Raw genomic sequence first — 17,515 nt, forward strand, 5'->3', positions numbered from 1 at the left:
AATAGCAAGTGCTTTTCAAATTATTATATCGTTAACTATTTGATTTTTTGGTTAAATTGCATTAGAATAAATCAATATGAACGCTGAATTTTACACAAACTTAACAAATAAAAGCCTTTCTGGCGAAATTCTTTCCATTAATGAATGTGAACAAATCCTTTCTTCGCCAAAGATGCTATTGCTTCCGCTTTTGCAGGCTGCCTACGAAATACGTTTTAAGCACTGGAAAAATGATGTAACAATTCACATCATTAATAATGTTCAAAATGGTTCATGTTCTGAAGATTGTCATTATTGTGCCCAATCTAAATTATCAAAGGCTCAGATCGAGAAGTATCCGATGAAATCGGATGAAGAAATTCTTAAGGAAGCAGAGCAGGCATATGAAGCTGGAGCATTTCGTTATTGCATGGTTTTTTCTGGAAAATGCCAATCTGAAGATCGCATTACTCATCTTGTCAAAATCATTCAAAACATTAAATCAAAATTTCCTATCGAAGTCTGTGTTTCGCCTGGCTTTGTAACAGAAAAAGACGCAAAAATTTTAAAAGCAGCTGGCCTTAATCGATTAAATCATAATATCAATAGTTCTTCTGAGCATTATAAGAACATTTGCACAACCCACTCATTTGAAAAGCGGATTGATACATTAACGGCTGCTCAAAATGCCGGGCTTGATATCTGCTCTGGTGTGATTATTGGCATGGGAGAAAGCACCGGTGATTTAATTAATGCCGCTTTAACGCTTCGGAAATTTAAAAATGTTAAATCTATTCCTATTAATTTTCTTCTTCCTATTGAAGGGAATGTCTTAACAAAAGCAAATGAACTAACGCCGCAGTTATGCTTAAGAATTCTTTGCTTATATCGATTTTTAAACCCTACAGCTGAAATTAGAATTGCTGCTGGACGTGAATACCATCTTCGTGACTTGCAAGCTTTTGGTCTGTATCCAGCAAATTCTATTTTTATGGATGGATATTTAAATGCTAAAGGATTAATCCGAAAAAAAACACTTCAGATGATCAAAGATGCGGGATTTTCAATTAAATCTGATAAGAATTTAGATCAATTAATCGAAAATGAAGAAAAAAATGTATGTAAATCATACACAGCATATGATTCTGTTATTATTAAAGAATATCAAGATCTGCACCCAGGTGTTGTTAAAATGAATATGGAGGGACAAAATGACGATTGAAAATGTTGTAATCATTGGCTCTGGTCCAGCCGGACATACAGCAGCGATTTATGCTGGCCGTGCGGAGCTAAAACCGTTAATGTTTGAGGGAATGATGGCTGGCGGTGTGGCCGCAGGTGGTCAGTTGACAACAACAACAGAAATTGAAAATTTTCCTGGCTTCACGGACGGTATTCTTGGTTCAGAATTAATGGATCGCATGCGCAATCAAACTTTAAAATATGGAACACGCATTGAAACTAAAACAGTTTCAAAAGTCGATTTTACCTTTCAACCTTTTAAGATTTTCTTCGGTGAAAATTTTGTTGAAACAAAATCAGCTATCATCGCAACTGGGGCAACCGCAATGAGGCTTGGCATTGTTGGTGAAGACAAGCTTTGGCAAAAAGGAATTTCAGCCTGTGCTGTATGCGATGGAGCACTGCCACTTTTCCGAAATAAAATCTTGGCAATCATCGGCGGGGGGGATACCGCTTGTGAAGAAGCTCTTCATTTAACAAAATATGCAAGCAAAGTTCTAATGTTTGTTCGGCGCGATGTTCTGCGTGCATCCAAAGTAATGCAAGACCGCGTTTTAAACAACGATAGAATTGAAATGACGTGGGAAACGCATGTTGTTGAAGCTGTCGGAGACAAGTTCCTAACATCGCTTAAAACCAAACATGCCAAAACCGGCAATGAAAAAACATTTAATGTTTCTGGGCTTTTCTATGCGATTGGGCATAAACCAAATGCCGATTTTTTGGAAAGCCAACTCGAAACTGATGAAACCGGATACATTAAAACAAAGCCCGGAACAACGCAAACAAATATCCCCGGCGTTTTTGCTTGTGGAGATGTCCAAGATAAAGCTTACCGTCAAGCTGTGACTGCAGCTGGTTCTGGCTGCATGGCTGCTTTAGAAGCAGACCGTTTTTTAAAAGAAAATGAATAAAACAAGAGTTTCAACATTTAAGAAATGGCTTTTGATAACTCGTCCAAGCTCCCTTTTGATTTCTGCAACACCTGTTTTTATTGGAACTTCCATGACTTTTGGAGACGGGATTATGCATTGGCCGAGTGCTGGTGCTGCGCTCATAGGAGCCTTGCTGATTCATGTCGTTGCAAATTTAACAAATGATTATTGCGACTTTAAAAGAGGTGCCGATCAAAAGGGAGACTTTGATCCCATGCGTGGCATCATTATTGGAATTGTTCGTCAAAACGAAATTAGGCGCGCAATTGATATATCCTTGCTACTTTTTATGCCGATTTGTTTTTATTTAATCGCGCGGGCAGGATGGCCAATCTTTATCATTGTATTTCTTTCAATTTTTTCTGCTATTTTTTATACTGCCGGTAAAAATCCTCTCGGGTATCGAGGTCTTGGAGACATTTTAGTTTTTTTATTTTTTGGTCCTATTGCGGTGGCAGGGACCTATTATGTTCAGACGCTCGAGATCAACGCTGCAGTTGTCCTAGCAGGATTTGCGCCTGGATTATTTGCAGTTTCGATCCTCGCCATCAATAATATTCGAGATTTTAAGACAGATCAAGAAGTGGCGAAGAACACTCTGGTTGTGCGCTTTGGAGAATTATTTGGCAAAATTGAATACAGCATCGCTATTTTAACCGCGACACTCATGCCACTTATTATTTATTCTATTATTCAAGATCACAGAAAAATTCTTTTTTCGATGGTAACAATTCTTCCTGCGGTTGTGCTCATCGTTAAGATTTTTACTAAAAGGAATAAACCCGATTTAAATTCTTTAATCGGGTTTACTGTCCAAACGTGTCTTCTGTATGGAATTATTTTTTCAATTGGATGGATCGTTAGGTAGTTTCTTTGCCTCGAACCATTAAAACCTTTCCAGTTCGAACCATTTCAATTAGACCATATTTCTTTAATGTTATTTCAAGCTCGTTTAGCTTGACCGTTGTGCCCACGTGTTCAATGATAACGGCTCCATTAGTCGAATCAAGGATATGCGCTTTATATTCTTTAAGAATCTTTTGTAATGCAGCTTTTTGTTGCGGCTTACAGCGAATCTTAAGGAGCGCAAACTCTTTCTCAATCGCATTTTCAGGTGGATGTTCACTGACATTTAAAACGTCGATTAACTTTCCAGCCTGTTTAATAATTTGATCAAGCGTAGCAAGATCACCCTGCGCTGCTATCGTCATCCTTGAGTACTTCTCATTAAAAGAAGGGGAGACAACCAGAGAATCAATGTTATATCCTCGTTTTGCAAAAACAAGAGCAACCCGAACTAAAACGCCCGGTTTATTAGCGACAAGAAAACTGATTGTGTGTATTTTTTTACTCATTTTATTACCTTTATGTGGTCCCAGTTGGTTTTTCTAACTTATCTGTCGGTGCCTCTATAATCATATGATGAGCAGATTTTCCTGCCGGTACCATAGGAAAAACATTGCCCTGTTTAACAACCTCAGCATGAATTAAGGCAGGACCTTTATATCTCATCGCAGCTGTCAATATTTTACGAACATCTTTTGCGTCATCAAAATGAAATCCCTTGACGCCATATGCCTCGGCTAACTTAACAAAATCTGGATTGCCTTCTAAATCAACTCCAGATAATCTGTTGTCAAAAAATAACTCTTGCCATTGACGAACCATGCCAAGATATTTATTGTCAATAATTAAAATCTTAACCGGCAATTTATGATTAAAAACTGTTGCCAGCTCAAAAAGAGTCATCTGAAAACCACCATCACCGCAAATAGCAACAACAAGATCTTTGGGACATCCAAATTGCGCACCAATCGCAGCAGGAAAACCATAGCCCATGGTTCCAGCGCCACCAGAGGAAAGCCAGCGGTCTGGATAATCACTCTTGTAAAACTGAGCCGCCCACATTTGATGCTGGCCAACGTCAGTAACAACAATAGCTTTTCCTTGCGTAATGTGATAAAGCTCGTCGATAACACATTGCGCGCTTAATCCTTTTTTATTATCATAATGAAGAGGATATTCTTTCTTTAAATATTCCAATTCTCGAATCCATTCTTCTGTATCAAGTTTTGAAACATGCTTAATCAGTTCCTCTAAAACAAGCTTTGCGTCTCCAATGCAACTAACATCTGGTTTTACAATCTTTCCAATTTCAGCTGGATCAATATCAAGATGTATTTTCTTTGCACCTAAACAAAATTCAGCATTGTTTGAATTGATTCGATCATCCCATCGAGAACCAATAGAAAAAATCAGATCACATAATGTAATCGCTTTATTGGCATAGGCCGTTCCGTGCATACCAACCATCCCAAGAGAAAGAAGGTGCGTTTCGGGAAAAGCGCCTTTGCCTAAAAGCGTATTGATAACCGGGGCTTGCAATTTTTCAACTAGCTTTATAACAGCGGAGCTTGCTTTAGAAATAATAGCACCGTGCCCAACAAGTAAAAGAGGTCGTTTAGACTGTTTTAACAATTTCGCAATCTTTAAAATGTCGCTTTTCTTTCCAACCGTAGGAATGCTGTATCCTGGAAGATCCATATTTGGATTCAATGAATTTCCCGTAAACTCACCAGAAGTAATATCTTTTGGTAAATCAATTAAAACAGGACCAGGCCTGCCCGTTTGAGCCAAATGAAAGGCTTCTTTAATAATTCTTGGAATATCATTAGTATTTTTAACAAGATAGCTGTGCTTAACCACAGGCATGCTAACACCAAACGTGTCAGTTTCCTGAAAAGCATCTTTGCCAAGCATCGGAGTAATCGTCTGTCCACATAAAACAATCATCGGAACAGAATCCATGTGCGCGGTCATAATCCCTGTAATTGTATTTGTTGCTGCAGGACCACTTGTAACAAGCACAACACCAGCTTTTCCCGTGGCACGGGCATAACCATCAGCCATATGCGTAGCGCCTTGTTCATGACGAACTAAAATTGATTTTATTTTTGAATCAACTAGAGCATCAAATAGCGGAATAACTGATCCACCTGGCAGCCCAAACATGTATTCAACGCCTTGATTTTCTAAGCATTTGATTAAAACTTGAGCGCCATTTATCAATTTCTTATTTTTTATTTCTTTTGCCATATTTAACTCGCTATTAAAGTATTTGTAGGATTTATATATATAACATAAATACTCAGCCGACGCAACATTTTAGTAAAACCTTTAAATATTTATCTTGAAAGCAGCACAAAATTACGCTAGCATATACTCAAATTTAGGAGAAATATTTATTGTGTCACGCATCAAAACAGTTGTTCTAATCTCTGGAGGACTCGATAGTGCGTTGGCAGCTAAGATTTTGATTGATCTTGGAGTCGATGTCTTCGGAATTCATTTTGTTCTTCCTTGGGGATGCGGAGACAAGCCTCGATCTGTTAACATTGCTGAACAGCTTAAAATCCCACTTAAAATCATTCAATTAGATGAAGATTTCTTAGACATTGTTAAAAAGCCGCAGCATGGCTATGGATCAGCAATCAATCCTTGTGTTGATTGTCGCATTTATAATCTTAAAAAAGCAAAAAAATATATGGAAGAGATCGGGGCTGATTTTGTTGCAACCGGTGAGATTCTAGGACAAAGGCCGATGTCTCAAATGCGTCGCAGTTTAAAAAGTGTTGAGATCGGGAGTGGCCTAGAAAATCGCCTTCTTCGACCTTTATGCGCCAAACTCCTTGACCCAACAGATGCAGAGAAACAAGGGAAGATTGATCGCGAAAAGTTGCATAACTTTTCTGGGCGATCACGCTCTGGACTTCAGAAAATGGGAGAAAATCTTGATATCAAAAATTATACACCAACTGGCGGTGGATGCCTGTTAACAGATAGGAATTTTGCTAGGCGCATAAAAGATAGCTTTAAACATGGGTATAAAAATTTAGATGAAATTATTAGCTTGAGGTGGGGTCGTCATTTTAGAATTAATGAGCATTTTAAAGTTATTGTTGGACGTGACGAATTTGAAAACAAAAAGCTTATTGAACATGCAGAAAATGATGATTTCATTTTTGAACTCAAAGATTTTGAAGGACCAACTGCGATATTAAAAGGAAAGAATCCAAAGAATAAAGAATTCTTAATAGCTGCTAATCTCGTTAGGCGTTATTCCAAATATCGCACAAATGCAAATCTTGTCCTTTCATTTTGGAATTCCTGCGAGCCAAACAACATCCAAGAAGTGCAATCTACGGAAATCTCCGAAGAAATCCTTTCCAAACTTTTTATTTAAACAACAGAGGGAATTATTAGGATTTTTCTTCTGGGCAGCGCTATGAATGAAAAGGAATCAAGAATTCTAACAAATATTGTTTATGCGAAACAAAAAACTTAGATTTCTCTAAAAAAAGGGAAGGTTGCTCATCAAACGAAACAAAGCTTTATTTACTCATACATAAAATTAATTTGATGGTAAGACGTTTTTCTTTAGCCATTCAATAATATCTGCCGATTCATACATTGGTTTTTCATCAATCACTAGGCAGGGAACCTGAGATTTTCCACCAATTGAAATTAATTCTTGCTTAAACTCATCAATCTCGTGAATATCTTTTTTTTCTAACAAAATACCATGCTCCTCTATAAAAGCAAGAACCCGACCGCAAAAAGGACAACCCTGAAAATAATATAATGTTAGCTGCATAATCTCTCCTTAAATGAGCGCATAATTTACGTGACTAAAAGGATCGTAAATTATCTGCGCGAATTTATCCCGCACGTGTAACGTGTCGGGATATTGAACCTTTAGATTTTTGAACTTTATCCCAAACGCATAACGTGTCGGGATATTGGACCTTTAGATTTTTGAACTTTATCCCAAACGCATAACGTGTCGGGATATTGAACCTTTAAATTTTTGAACTTTATCCCAAACGCATAACGTGTCGGGATATTGAACCTTTAAATTTTTGAACTTTATCCCAAACGCATAACGTGTCGGGATATCTTTAGTATCTTTTCGTTAATTCTTCCGCAAAATTGATTACTCGATCTTCCAAAGCAGTATGATAAAATCGATTCATTTCCTGCAAGCAAGTAGGCGAGGTCACGTTAACCTCGATTAAATAATCACCAATGATATCAATTCCAACAAAATAAAGTCCAAGGCTACGCAAGTGTGGCCTTAAAATCTCAATAATTTGTTTATCTTTTGCAGTCATTTCCACAGGCTTGGCGCAACCTCCCGAAAAGAAATTGTTGCGATGATCGGTTTGCGAATGAACACGCAAAAGTGCACCAATGGGATCGCCGTTCAAAAGAAGGATTCGCTTATCTCCAACTTTTGCCGCAGAAACATATTTTTGCACAACAACCTCATTTTTGCCTGAATTGCTTAACGTTTCAAATGTAACATTAGCATTTAAATCACCTTTGCAAATATGAAAAATAGACATTCCTCCAAATAAATTGACAGGTTTTAAGATAATCTCTTTTTCAGAATCTAGAAAATGGATAAATTCGTTTTTATTTCTTGTGATTAATGTTTTTGGAACGATAGAAGTAAATTGTGTGGCCCATAGCTTTTCATTAACCGTTCGAACGCCATTTGGACTGTTGATAACGACAACCCGTTTTGGCAAGCGATCTAAAAGCCAGGTGCTCATCAGATACGCTTCATCAAAAGGTGGATCGGTTCGAATAAAGACAATATCCACATCGTTATCAAACAATTCTAGTGTTTCTTTTTTAACAAATGGCATGTCAGCATTTTTTTGTGGAATAACTTCCGTAACTTTAAAAGAAACTTTTCCATTTTTAATTGAAATATTTCCTTCGGGCAAGAAAAAAATTCGATGATTTCGAAAATACGCGCATAGCATTAAGGCAAACGTAGTATCTTTTTCAACTTTAACTGTTTCCAAAGGATCCATTAAGAATACAAAATTCATTTTTGATCAGCCTCCAGCTGAAGAATTTCATGATGCGCAGCAATCCCTGCAATGCGCGCCAGAAGACGATAAACGTCAAACATATTCATATCATGATGAACGCCACAATCGCCATGTTTTCTAAGGTGAGGACACATGGTTGAGAAATCCATTCCTTTTGAATTCAGATTATCACGGTTTGTTTTTGCGCTATGAGAACGATAAAACCCGCCAATGAGATTGTTGTCAATTTGATAAATGCAAACTTCGCTAATTTTTTCGTGAACATGATAACAAGTAGAAACACCTTCTTGCAAAAGATATCGATTAGTAATCTTTGAACTTTTTCCTTTAAATAAATTGTTTCGATTTTTTCGATTTAAATTTAAGATTTCTTTTGGGTTTTCGATAGGAACAACACCCATGCCATACGTCCCAGAATCTGATTTTAAAATAATATAGGGTTTTTCTTTAACATTATGCTCTTTGTATTTTTGTTCAATGCGTCCAAACAGCTTTAAGCTAGCATCCATTAAGAGCGATCGATCAGATTCATCATTAATATTAATATCAACAACAATATCGTCCAAACAAGACAAGAGCCAAGGGTCAACATCAATAATCTTTGAAAACTCTTTGATCAAATCATAATTATGTCTAAAATGTTCAAATTTAGATCTGGCATGCCACCCAGCTTCAATGGAAGGATAAATAGGAATATTCGCATTGCGTAAAATATCAGGAACGCCAGCTGTTAGATCATTATTAAGAATAATCAAATCAAAACTTTTCTTCGCCGCCTTAATTTCTTCCAAAATCTTTTTAAAACAATAGATCTTGATTGTTTTTCCAGTTGCAGTCTCAAGGTCAACTGCATTTGCATTCTCGCAAAAAGAGGGCTGAACGTTTAGGAATGTTGCAATAATCGCGTCGTACCCCGCTTTCTTGATAATCTCTTTTAAAACTCGGACATGTTCAAGATACCATGTGTTTCGAGTATGCTCTTCGGCAACAATTAAGATATTTTTTCCGTTGTCAACGCGTTTCGCAATTGCTTTTCGAATAAAAAAAGACGCATCCGAGACACCATGTTCACAAATATTGTTGAATCCCGCAGGAAATAAATTAGTATCCACGACAGCGATTTTAAATCCAGAATTTCGAATGTCGACCGAAGAGTAAAGAGGAAGTTCCCGTCTGTCTTCGGAATCTCTAATCCATTTATAAATTTCTTTTTGTTTGTTTAAAACTTTCTGAATTAGGAAATCCATAAGTTATGTCCTGAGCTTGTATCCGATGCGAAACAAATAAACGGTTATTGAAAACATACTTATTGCCAAAACCATCGAAACAATAATGCTATAAATAATATCTGTGTCTGCAACGCCAATGATGCTATAACGCATTCCAGTAACCAAATAATAAATTGGGTTTAATTTTGTGATGAATCGGAACTGTGAAGGAATCAAGTTGAGAGGATGAAATACGCCACCTAAAAATGTAAGCGGCATAATAAAATACGTATTCCACATGGTTAACATATTAAAATCTTCAGCCCAAAGCGCTGCGATCATGCCCATGCACGAAAAAATGATAGGAATTGTAATCATAAAATAAATCATTAAAGAAGGGTGTGCGATTGGCATTGGATAAACAGCCAAAGAAATCACAAGGACACTATTAACGACAATAATAGATCGCACTAAACTACCAACTAAAATTCCTAAAACCATTTCAAAATAAGACAAAGGAGAGAGCAAAACTTCTTGAATATGATTATGCCATCGAGAAATAAACAATGATGAACTGGCGTTTTCATATGAGCTTGTAATCGCGTTCATCGTCATCAACCCTGGAATAATAAAAGCGATGTACGTAATTCCACCCTCACTTAGGTCAATGCGTTTACCGAGCGCAAGCCCAAAAATGCAGAGAAATAGAATCGAAGAGATCATCGGCGGAAAAAGCGTTTGTGTTGCAACTGAGAGAAAGCGCATAATTTCTCTTTTTGATAATGCTAAAATACCTGTTGGATTATTAATTAACATATTTTTTTTTATGATTGGTTACTTCTAGAAAAACAGCTTGAAGTGTTTTTTCTTTCATGACTTTTTCTTTTTCACCGATTTGAACAATATTACCGTCATGGATAATACCGATGGTTTTGCAAAGTTTTTCAGCCTCTTCCATGTAGTGCGTTGTTAAAAAAATTGTTTTTCCTTCTTTGTTGAGCTGTGCCAGATAATCCCAAATTAAAAAACGAAGCTCAAGATCGCAACCAGCGGTCGGTTCATCTAAAATTAAAACTTCAGGGTCATGCACTAATGCACGGCACAACAAAAGCCGTTTTTTCATCCCACCTGAAAGAGCGCGATATTTCATCGTTTTCTTTTCTGATAACTGAAATCGATCTAACAATTCATTGGCACGTTTTTTAGCTTGTTTTTCAGGAATGCCAAAATATCCAGCTTGATAAATAAGCATCTGCTCGAGCGGGAGAAAGGGGTCAAAATTAAATTCTTGCGCACAAAGGCCAATTAATAGCCGAGTTTTTTGATATTCACTAGTTACATCAAAACCAAAAACTTTAACAGAACCTTGGTTGTAATTTGAGAGGCCGGTTAAAACATTGATCGTTGTTGTTTTGCCGGCACCATTAGGCCCTAAAAAACCAAAAAAACTTCCTCGAGGAACATTAAACGAAATACCTTTTAAGGCCTGAAAAGACCCATAAAATTTACTTAAATCCCTAATTGAAATGGCGATATCCGAATTTCTCATGGCGCTATTATAAAGACCTGCCCCCGATATGTCAATAAAATGAAAGCGTTTTCTTAAAAGCAGCTTTAACCCATTGTTTTCGCCTAAACATATGCTATAATTTTAAAATACATGGAAACAAAAATAAAAAATCAAAAAATAAACGGAAATATAAATTCCGTTTCGATGAATCAATTCACGCTTGCCTTTAAAGGCGAAACCGAAGAGAGATTTTTAAATTTTTACTTTAAGCATTACCTCAGCAATATGCGCGTTTCCATGTTTTTAGGAATTTTTGTTTGGGGATTATTTGGCCTTATTGAAATCTGGTTTTATCCAAAAGAAGCTATTTGGCACTTACTTGTGTTACGCTATGGGGTTGTTTGGCCTTTTATGGTTGGATCTGTTTTGCTAACATTCACCAAAAATCCAAAACAACATGTTAGCTTCGCAATTTTTATAGGGATTATGGCTTCTGGCATTGGAGTTATCTCTAAATTTGCTCTGCTACCAAGCTCTTTTGCTTATACACCGAACCCGAGCCTTATTATTATTTTTTTATATGGATATGCTGTTATGCGTGCTCGTTTTGTTTGGGCATCTTTAGCAGGTACAATCATTGTCTTATTTTATGCTGCGGTGGCTGTTTGGATCAAGCATGTTCCAGCGCAAGAATTTGCTACAAATGCATTTCTTTTAGTTATGGCAAGCTTGATTGGAATGTATCTTTGTTATTGGTTAGAACTTTTTTCAAGAAGAAATTTTATATACGCTGAAAAGTTAAAATCACACAGAGAAAACCTAGGAGAGTTAGTCACACAAAGAACCAAAGAGCTTCAGGATACACAACATGAAATCATTCACATGCTTGGCACCGCCGCTGAATATCGCGATTGCGAAACAGGTCAGCATGTCAAGCGAATGAGCTATTATTGTGCTCTTTTAGCGCGTGCGGTTGGAGCAGAAAAAAAAGAATCAGAATTACTTTTTTATGCAAGCCAAATGCATGACATCGGCAAAATCGGAATTCCGGATAATATTCTTTTAAAGCCAGGGGGACTAGAAGATAAAGAATGGGAAATAATGAAATCCCACACCACAATTGGAGCTCAAATTCTTCAAGAAAACAACTCGCCCTTGCTCGAAACTGCCCAAAAAATTGCTTTACTACATCACGAAAAATGGGATGGATCAGGATATCCTGGCGGATTAAAAGGAGAAGCAATTCCTATTTTGGCTCGAATTGTTTGCCTTTGCGATGTTTTTGATGCACTCATATCAAATAGACCCTATAAGAAAGCATGGCCAGCACAAGAAGCCCTAAAAGAAATTGGAAGATTAAAGGGAATTTTCTTCGACCCAGAATTAGTTGATCACTTTAAAGAAATATTTCCAGAAATCCTTAAAATCGGCGAACGCTTTTCTGACAAAAAAATAAAAACCAACCCACCTAAAGAAGAGACTGCAGGCGATCCAAAATCTGCTGTAACGGCTTAATTCTAACAAGCTCTGAGCGAAGTTTTACAACACCAGGATGATCGCGCAAATAGCCTGCATAATGTTTTCTAAAATCATTAACGCCATGACACTCGCCTTTAAAATTAACAGAAAGTTTTAAATGCTCGATACAAAGCTCAATGCGCTCCTTAAAAGAAGCTTCGGGAAGATATTCTCCGGTTTTTAAAAAATACTTTGCTTGCCTAAAAATCCAAGGATTTGTTACAGCGCCTCGACCAATCATAACACCATCACAACCTGTTTCAAAAACTGTCTTAACATCTTCTGGTGTTAAAATATCCCCGTTTCCAATTAAAGGAATTTTAATCACTTTACGAATTTTAGAAAGCCAAGACCAGTCAGCAATACCCTTAAATCCTTGCGTGCGCGTACGGCAATGAAGCGTCAGAGCTTTAGCCCCAGCTTGTTCAACCATTTTGGCAACTTCCAGAATAACAATATTTTCTTGATCCCATCCAAGGCGAGTTTTAACTGTAACCGGACACTTTACGGCTTTGACAACAGTTTTGACAATTTCTTCAAATCGTTTTAAATCTTTCAAAAGCCCTGCGCCTTCACCGCGCGTAACAAGATTTCGAACCCAACAACCAGCGTTGATATCAATAAAATCTGGACGAGCCTCTTGAACCACCTGAGCCGCGTTTTGCATCGAAAGAGGACGGCTACCGAAAATTTGGATACCAATCGGACGTTCTTCATCGCGAATCGTAATTTTATGAAAAGCACTTTTAACGTCTCGAATCAATGCCTCGCTACTAACAAATTCAGTATAAAGTAAGTCTGCATCCAATCGCTTGCAAATTAAGCGAAACGGCGTATCCGTGACATCTTCCATGGGTGCCAAAGCAATCGGTTTTTCTATTTTAATTTTTCCTATTTTCATAATGGCTATTATACCGAATTCTTGCCTACATGCAACCTTGTCTCGAGCTTTTTTAATAATCAATGGTATCGGTCTATAGTGTTACTTCTTAAAATTACTTCTTAAAATCTGTGTTGAATCTTAAATATAAATAAGTATACTAATAGTATGAAAAAAACAATTTCGTTTTATACTCTTGGGTGCCGGTCAAATCAATCCGAAACCGCGGTTTTAGAAAATCTTTGTAAACAGCACGGATTCACACTTATTCCGGAGAACCAAGAATCCGATATTGCAGTTATCAACACCTGTACCGTTACAGAAAAAAGCGACTCAGACACCAGACGTCTCGTTAGCAAAATTTGTCGATTAAATAAAAAAGTCAAAATCGCATTAATTGGCTGTCAGGCTCAAACACAAAAAGAAGAGTTAGTGAAATTTTCTAATGTGCGATGGGTTATTGGAAATGCAAAAAAAATGCAATTGCCAGAAATTATTGCCAAACCAGAGAATAATCAACAAGAGGTTTTAGTTTCACCCATTTCAAAGGAACCTTTTACGATGCCGGCATCTGGAACCAGCGAAAAACGAACACGAGCTAATATTAAAATTCAGGATGGTTGTGATTCTTTTTGCGCCTATTGTGAAGTGCCTTATGCGCGAGGGAACGCGAGAAGCCGTGAATTTGATGATATCATCAAAGAAGCAAAAAATTTAGCTGCGTTTGGACACAAGGAAATAGTGCTTACCGGCATTAACCTTGGAGCCTATCATTTTAAGAAAAAAACAATCAATGATGTTATTAAAGAAGTGATGCTGGTCGATGGAATCAAGCGCATTCGAATTTCATCTATTGAGCCAAACACGATTCCATCTGATCTTATTCTTTTAATGGCCTCAAATACAAAACTTTGCCGCTATTTGCATATTCCAATTCAAAGCGCCTGTGATGAAATTTTGTCTTCAATGAAACGGCATTATACTGCGAATGATTTAGATTTATTTCTTCAATTTGCTGCGCAAAATATTCCCGAGATTTGCATCGGCGCGGATGTCATTGTGGGATTTCCAGGCGAAACAGATCGATTTTTTGAACGAACATATGAATTCTTTGAACAAGCGCCAATTTCATATTTTCATACTTTTAGTTACTCTACTCGAAAATTTGCTGAAAGCAAAAACTTCCCAAATCAAGTTACTAAAAAAACGATTGTCAAGCGTAGCCAATATTTGCGCGAACTCAGTGAAAGAAAAAAGAATTCTTTTACGCAGAAATTTATCGGAACACGACAGAAAGTTCTTTTTGAAGAACGAAAAAATAAAATGTGGACTGGCTTAACAGATAACTATTTGCGTGTTTACGCTTCATCCGATAAAGATTTGCGTAATCAACTTTGCCGTGTTTCAATTGATAAAATTAAAAGTGGGTCATTATTTGGCCAAATACAATAAGGAGTCCGATTTTTCGTTTTGTAAAAAAAATAGGATGAATTCGCCCTTGCTGCTTCGCTTTGTAAGCAAAAGCGAAAAAAGCGTCAGGGGCTCATTTAAAGGAGGCGCGAGTGACACAATTACCAATGAAGGTTAATATTCAAAAAATTCCTAATAATCCTGATGTTTTTGAATTTACAATTGCAACGCCAGCATTGCGCACACAATTCCGTTTGCCTCGGCCAGTCGTTAATCAATTGCGTATTTTAATTGAAAAAATTTTATTTGATAAAAAATGAACAGAAGAAATATTCCTTTTTTGACAAAATACGTGCTTTTACTCAAGCATTTCTTGACACAACCTAAGCCTTTAAAACTTTTTATTCTCTTGGTTGTCGCTAGCTTGATCTGTCTTTTTTGTACAACGCATAGGAGTCGAGTTGGAATTGCATCCTGGTATGGAAAAGTCAGCCGAAAGAAGACTGCGAATGGTGAGCGTTATGACCGTGATGCGTACACTGCGGCTCATCGAACACTAGCATTTGGAACATTGGTTAAAGTCAAAAACTTAACCAATGGTAAATTTATTGTTGTTCGCGTCAATGATCGAGGGCCCTACGTCAGAGGGAGAATTATTGACTTATCCTACGCAGCAGCCAAAAAAATTGATATAATTAAAAAAGGAATTACAAAAGTTCATCTTGAAATCTTTAAACTGTAATACACATTTATGTTTGAACGAATAAAGCACAGCTCAATTATAAAAAAAATTATTTCTTTATCGATTAACTGCGAAATTGCCATTATTATTGTCGGTATTCTTTTAAGAGTGAGGCATTACCTGTCAAATTGCTCACTTTGGACAGATGAGACATATGTTGCCTTAAGTATTGTAGGCCGATCACTTTCTGAGATTATTCGACATGTTGTTATTTTCCCGGAGCTGGCTAAAGCGCCCCTTGGGTTTCTTGTATTTGAAAAAATCGCAATTTTAACCACAGGCAATACAGAGCTTGTTTTAAAATTTTTTCCTTTTCTGTTTGGCACAGGCGCGTTAATATTATTCTATTTTTTTCTTAAACGTTATTTTTCTTATGGTGTCCGCTCATGGTCGCTGGTTTTATTCGCGCTATCTCCAATTCTTGTATATTATTCGGCTGAAGTTAAACAATACTCGATGGATGTTTTCTTTGCGCTGGTCCTGTTGCTATTCATTCCGTTTTTTAAGATCCAACAATTAAATCTTAAAAAAATATTTTTTTTATCTTTTCTTGGAGCATCCGTGGTTTGGTTTTCGAATGCTTGCCTTTTTGTATTAGTCGGAATTGGCGCGACCATGTGCTTGGAAATTTTAACAAAAAAAGAGTGGAAGAAAATTTTTTTTGTGACCCCAATCTTTACTGCTTGGATAACGAGCCTGGCCGGATTGTACCAAATTTCTTTTAAACATATGGTCAGCATGGACAGCCTAACTAGCTCTTGGCCTGGCGCTTTTGGTCCCAAACCATTTTTTACTATCGAAGGTGCTACGTGGCTTAAAACAGTTTTCAGTGAAATGTTTATAAACCCTGGGGCAATGGCTTTTCCACTTTTCTGTGGCCTTTTATTTTTTATTGGAATAATTGATCTTTTTAGAAAAGAGAGAAAACTCTGCTGTTATTTAGGAATCCCAATTTTTATTACGCTCTTGGCTGCAATTTTAGGCAAATATCCTTTTCGTGGACGGCTATTGATATTCTTAGTACCATCATTGATTATTTTTGTTATTCATGGAATCTTTTGGATCAGTTCTTTTTTTAGGAAATACAAAACAATTACCGTCTTTTTCCTTGTATTCATCATCTCTCATTCAGCACTCATAAAAACTTCAAATTCTTTTGTTTCTAGCTATTGCCAGCAAGATAATCGTAAAATGTTAAGCACGTTTAAAGAAAAATATAAAGAGGGAGACATTTTTTTTTCAACCCCACACGGATTATTGGCATTTTGGTATTATTCCACCAGCCTTAACTATGGATCTTTTTTTCCGAAAACAGAATTTCCAACTATTCCGTTTCTAAGAGGGATCAAAGTTGGGCGTTTTTCTCGATTTGATGTCACTGGCAGTGATCGCTACGTAACTTACCTTTACGAGTATGTGTTTCTTGATAGTAATAATTGCTTTCAAAGATCCCTTCCGGAAGAAAAAAGGTATTATATTTTAAAAAATAATCCAGTTTTCAATGATATTGATGCCAAGAGAGCTTGGGTTTTCTTCTCTGGACCAGATTCAGAGCTGCAGAACATTGTCATCGATTCTTTTTCTAGGAGGTGGCAAAAAATTTGGCAACTCGAAGGCAGGGGTGCTTCAATATATTTATTTAATCTAGAAAACGATATCTTTAATTATTACAAAAATTTTGAAGCATCTGAACAGCGAGGGAACATCAAATGATAAAAAATGATAAGAAAAATATGGCACTTGCCATGCAAAAAGCTCAACAAGGTATCAAAGTAGGTCAAACCCCTTTTGGTGCGTGCATTGTCAAAAACAATATAATAATTGCTTGCTCACACAATAAAGTATGGAAAACTACAGACATTACTGCGCACGCCGAAATTGTCGCGATTCGTCTTGCCTGTAAAAAACTAAAAACAATCGATTTGTCAGGTTGCACTATTTATTCGACCTGCGAACCTTGCCCAATGTGCTTCAGTGCTTGTCACTGGGCAAAGATTTCCAAAATTGTTTATGGCGCAAGAATTTCTGACGCTAAAGAATATGGATTTAACGAACTTAGCATCTCAAACGCAACCATGAAAACAAAAAGCAAAAGCTCTATGAAAATCATAAAAGATTTTATGCGCGAAGAAAATATTAGGGTTTTTGAAGAATTTAACAAAAAAAAGAACAAACGTCTCTATTAAAA

The 17,515-nt window shown here is 36.8% G+C and carries 18 protein-coding genes; 10 read left to right on the top strand and 8 right to left on the bottom strand.

Going from position 1 to position 17,515, the window contains the following annotated elements; translation table 11 throughout:
* Positions 1-76 precede the first annotated feature (76 nt).
* The 3 genes from bioB to menA are packed head-to-tail and all read left to right on the top strand — an operon-like array spanning position 77 to position 3,024.
* The gene (gene bioB, locus PHY73_03115) at positions 77-1,201 is read left to right on the top strand and encodes a biotin synthase BioB (GenBank protein MDD3374698.1); all 1,125 of its coding nucleotides are present in this window, start codon (positions 77-79) and stop codon (positions 1,199-1,201) included.
* Positions 1,191-2,135, top strand: a complete 945-nt coding sequence (gene trxB, locus PHY73_03120) for a thioredoxin-disulfide reductase (protein ID MDD3374699.1) — start codon at positions 1,191-1,193, stop codon at positions 2,133-2,135. The genes bioB and trxB overlap by 11 nt, the downstream gene beginning before the upstream one ends.
* Entirely contained in the window at positions 2,128-3,024 is an 897-nt protein-coding gene (menA, locus tag PHY73_03125) for a 1,4-dihydroxy-2-naphthoate octaprenyltransferase (GenBank protein ID MDD3374700.1), read from the top strand. Before trxB ends, menA begins: the two co-directional genes overlap by 8 nt.
* Here menA and ilvN read toward each other — a convergent pair.
* Both ilvN and ilvB read right to left on the bottom strand, forming a co-directional pair.
* Positions 3,017-3,511 (bottom strand): acetolactate synthase small subunit, encoded by a 495-nt coding sequence (gene ilvN / locus PHY73_03130; protein MDD3374701.1) that lies wholly within the window; start codon positions 3,509-3,511, stop codon positions 3,017-3,019. The two genes, menA and ilvN, sit on opposite strands and share 8 nt — an antisense overlap.
* A 10-nt stretch (positions 3,512-3,521) precedes the next feature.
* On the bottom strand, positions 3,522-5,252 hold the full coding sequence (gene ilvB, locus PHY73_03135; protein ID MDD3374702.1) for a biosynthetic-type acetolactate synthase large subunit: 1,731 nt from the start codon (positions 5,250-5,252) through the stop codon (positions 3,522-3,524).
* 151 nt (positions 5,253-5,403) lie between these two features.
* On the opposite strand from ilvB, the gene PHY73_03140 reads away from it, so the two are divergent.
* Positions 5,404-6,399 (top strand): hypothetical protein, encoded by a 996-nt coding sequence (locus PHY73_03140; GenBank protein ID MDD3374703.1) that lies wholly within the window; start codon positions 5,404-5,406, stop codon positions 6,397-6,399.
* A 168-nt stretch (positions 6,400-6,567) separates the two neighbouring features.
* On the opposite strand, the gene PHY73_03145 is transcribed toward PHY73_03140, so the two are convergent.
* From PHY73_03145 to PHY73_03165, 5 genes are all read right to left on the bottom strand, one after another.
* On the bottom strand, positions 6,568-6,810 hold the full coding sequence (locus PHY73_03145; GenBank protein MDD3374704.1) for a glutathione S-transferase N-terminal domain-containing protein: 243 nt from the start codon (positions 6,808-6,810) through the stop codon (positions 6,568-6,570).
* Between the two features lie 304 nt (positions 6,811-7,114).
* Complete coding sequence (gene gshB, locus PHY73_03150) at positions 7,115-8,056, bottom strand: glutathione synthase (GenBank protein ID MDD3374705.1); 942 nt, start codon at positions 8,054-8,056, stop codon at positions 7,115-7,117.
* A complete protein-coding gene (gshA, locus tag PHY73_03155; GenBank protein ID MDD3374706.1) occupies positions 8,053-9,306 on the bottom strand; it encodes a glutamate--cysteine ligase in 1,254 nt (417 codons plus the stop codon). The genes gshB and gshA overlap by 4 nt, the downstream gene beginning before the upstream one ends.
* A gap of 3 nt (positions 9,307-9,309) precedes the next feature.
* Positions 9,310-10,083: an ABC transporter permease gene (locus PHY73_03160; protein MDD3374707.1), complete on the bottom strand. Its 774-nt coding sequence runs from the start codon at positions 10,081-10,083 to the stop codon at positions 9,310-9,312.
* Positions 10,073-10,816, bottom strand: a complete 744-nt coding sequence (locus PHY73_03165) for an ABC transporter ATP-binding protein (protein MDD3374708.1) — start codon at positions 10,814-10,816, stop codon at positions 10,073-10,075. Before PHY73_03165 ends, PHY73_03160 begins: the two co-directional genes overlap by 11 nt.
* A 111-nt stretch (positions 10,817-10,927) precedes the next feature.
* Between PHY73_03165 and PHY73_03170 the strand changes: the two genes are divergently transcribed.
* Positions 10,928-12,292, top strand: a complete 1,365-nt coding sequence (locus PHY73_03170) for an HD domain-containing protein (protein ID MDD3374709.1) — start codon at positions 10,928-10,930, stop codon at positions 12,290-12,292.
* Here the strand turns inward: PHY73_03170 and dusB are convergent.
* Positions 12,246-13,196, bottom strand: a complete 951-nt coding sequence (gene dusB / locus PHY73_03175) for a tRNA dihydrouridine synthase DusB (GenBank protein ID MDD3374710.1) — start codon at positions 13,194-13,196, stop codon at positions 12,246-12,248. The genes PHY73_03170 and dusB overlap by 47 nt on opposite strands.
* A 147-nt stretch (positions 13,197-13,343) precedes the next feature.
* On the opposite strand from dusB, the gene mtaB reads away from it, so the two are divergent.
* From mtaB to PHY73_03200, 5 genes are all read left to right on the top strand, one after another.
* Positions 13,344-14,627: a tRNA (N(6)-L-threonylcarbamoyladenosine(37)-C(2))-methylthiotransferase MtaB gene (gene mtaB / locus PHY73_03180; GenBank protein ID MDD3374711.1), complete on the top strand. Its 1,284-nt coding sequence runs from the start codon at positions 13,344-13,346 to the stop codon at positions 14,625-14,627.
* Between the two features lie 110 nt (positions 14,628-14,737).
* Complete coding sequence (locus tag PHY73_03185; GenBank protein MDD3374712.1) at positions 14,738-14,905, top strand: hypothetical protein; 168 nt, start codon at positions 14,738-14,740, stop codon at positions 14,903-14,905.
* A complete protein-coding gene (locus PHY73_03190; protein ID MDD3374713.1) occupies positions 14,902-15,327 on the top strand; it encodes a septal ring lytic transglycosylase RlpA family protein in 426 nt (141 codons plus the stop codon). Before PHY73_03185 ends, PHY73_03190 begins: the two co-directional genes overlap by 4 nt.
* Positions 15,328-15,336: 9 nt before the next feature.
* Entirely contained in the window at positions 15,337-17,040 is a 1,704-nt protein-coding gene (locus PHY73_03195) for a hypothetical protein (protein MDD3374714.1), read from the top strand.
* Entirely contained in the window at positions 17,037-17,513 is a 477-nt protein-coding gene (locus tag PHY73_03200; protein MDD3374715.1) for a nucleoside deaminase, read from the top strand. The genes PHY73_03195 and PHY73_03200 overlap by 4 nt, the downstream gene beginning before the upstream one ends.
* The last annotated feature ends 2 nt before the right edge of the window (positions 17,514-17,515 follow it).

The organism is Candidatus Omnitrophota bacterium (genome assembly GCA_028693815.1).
Taxonomy (GTDB): Bacteria; Omnitrophota; Gorgyraeia; order Zapsychrales; family Aceulaceae; genus Aceula.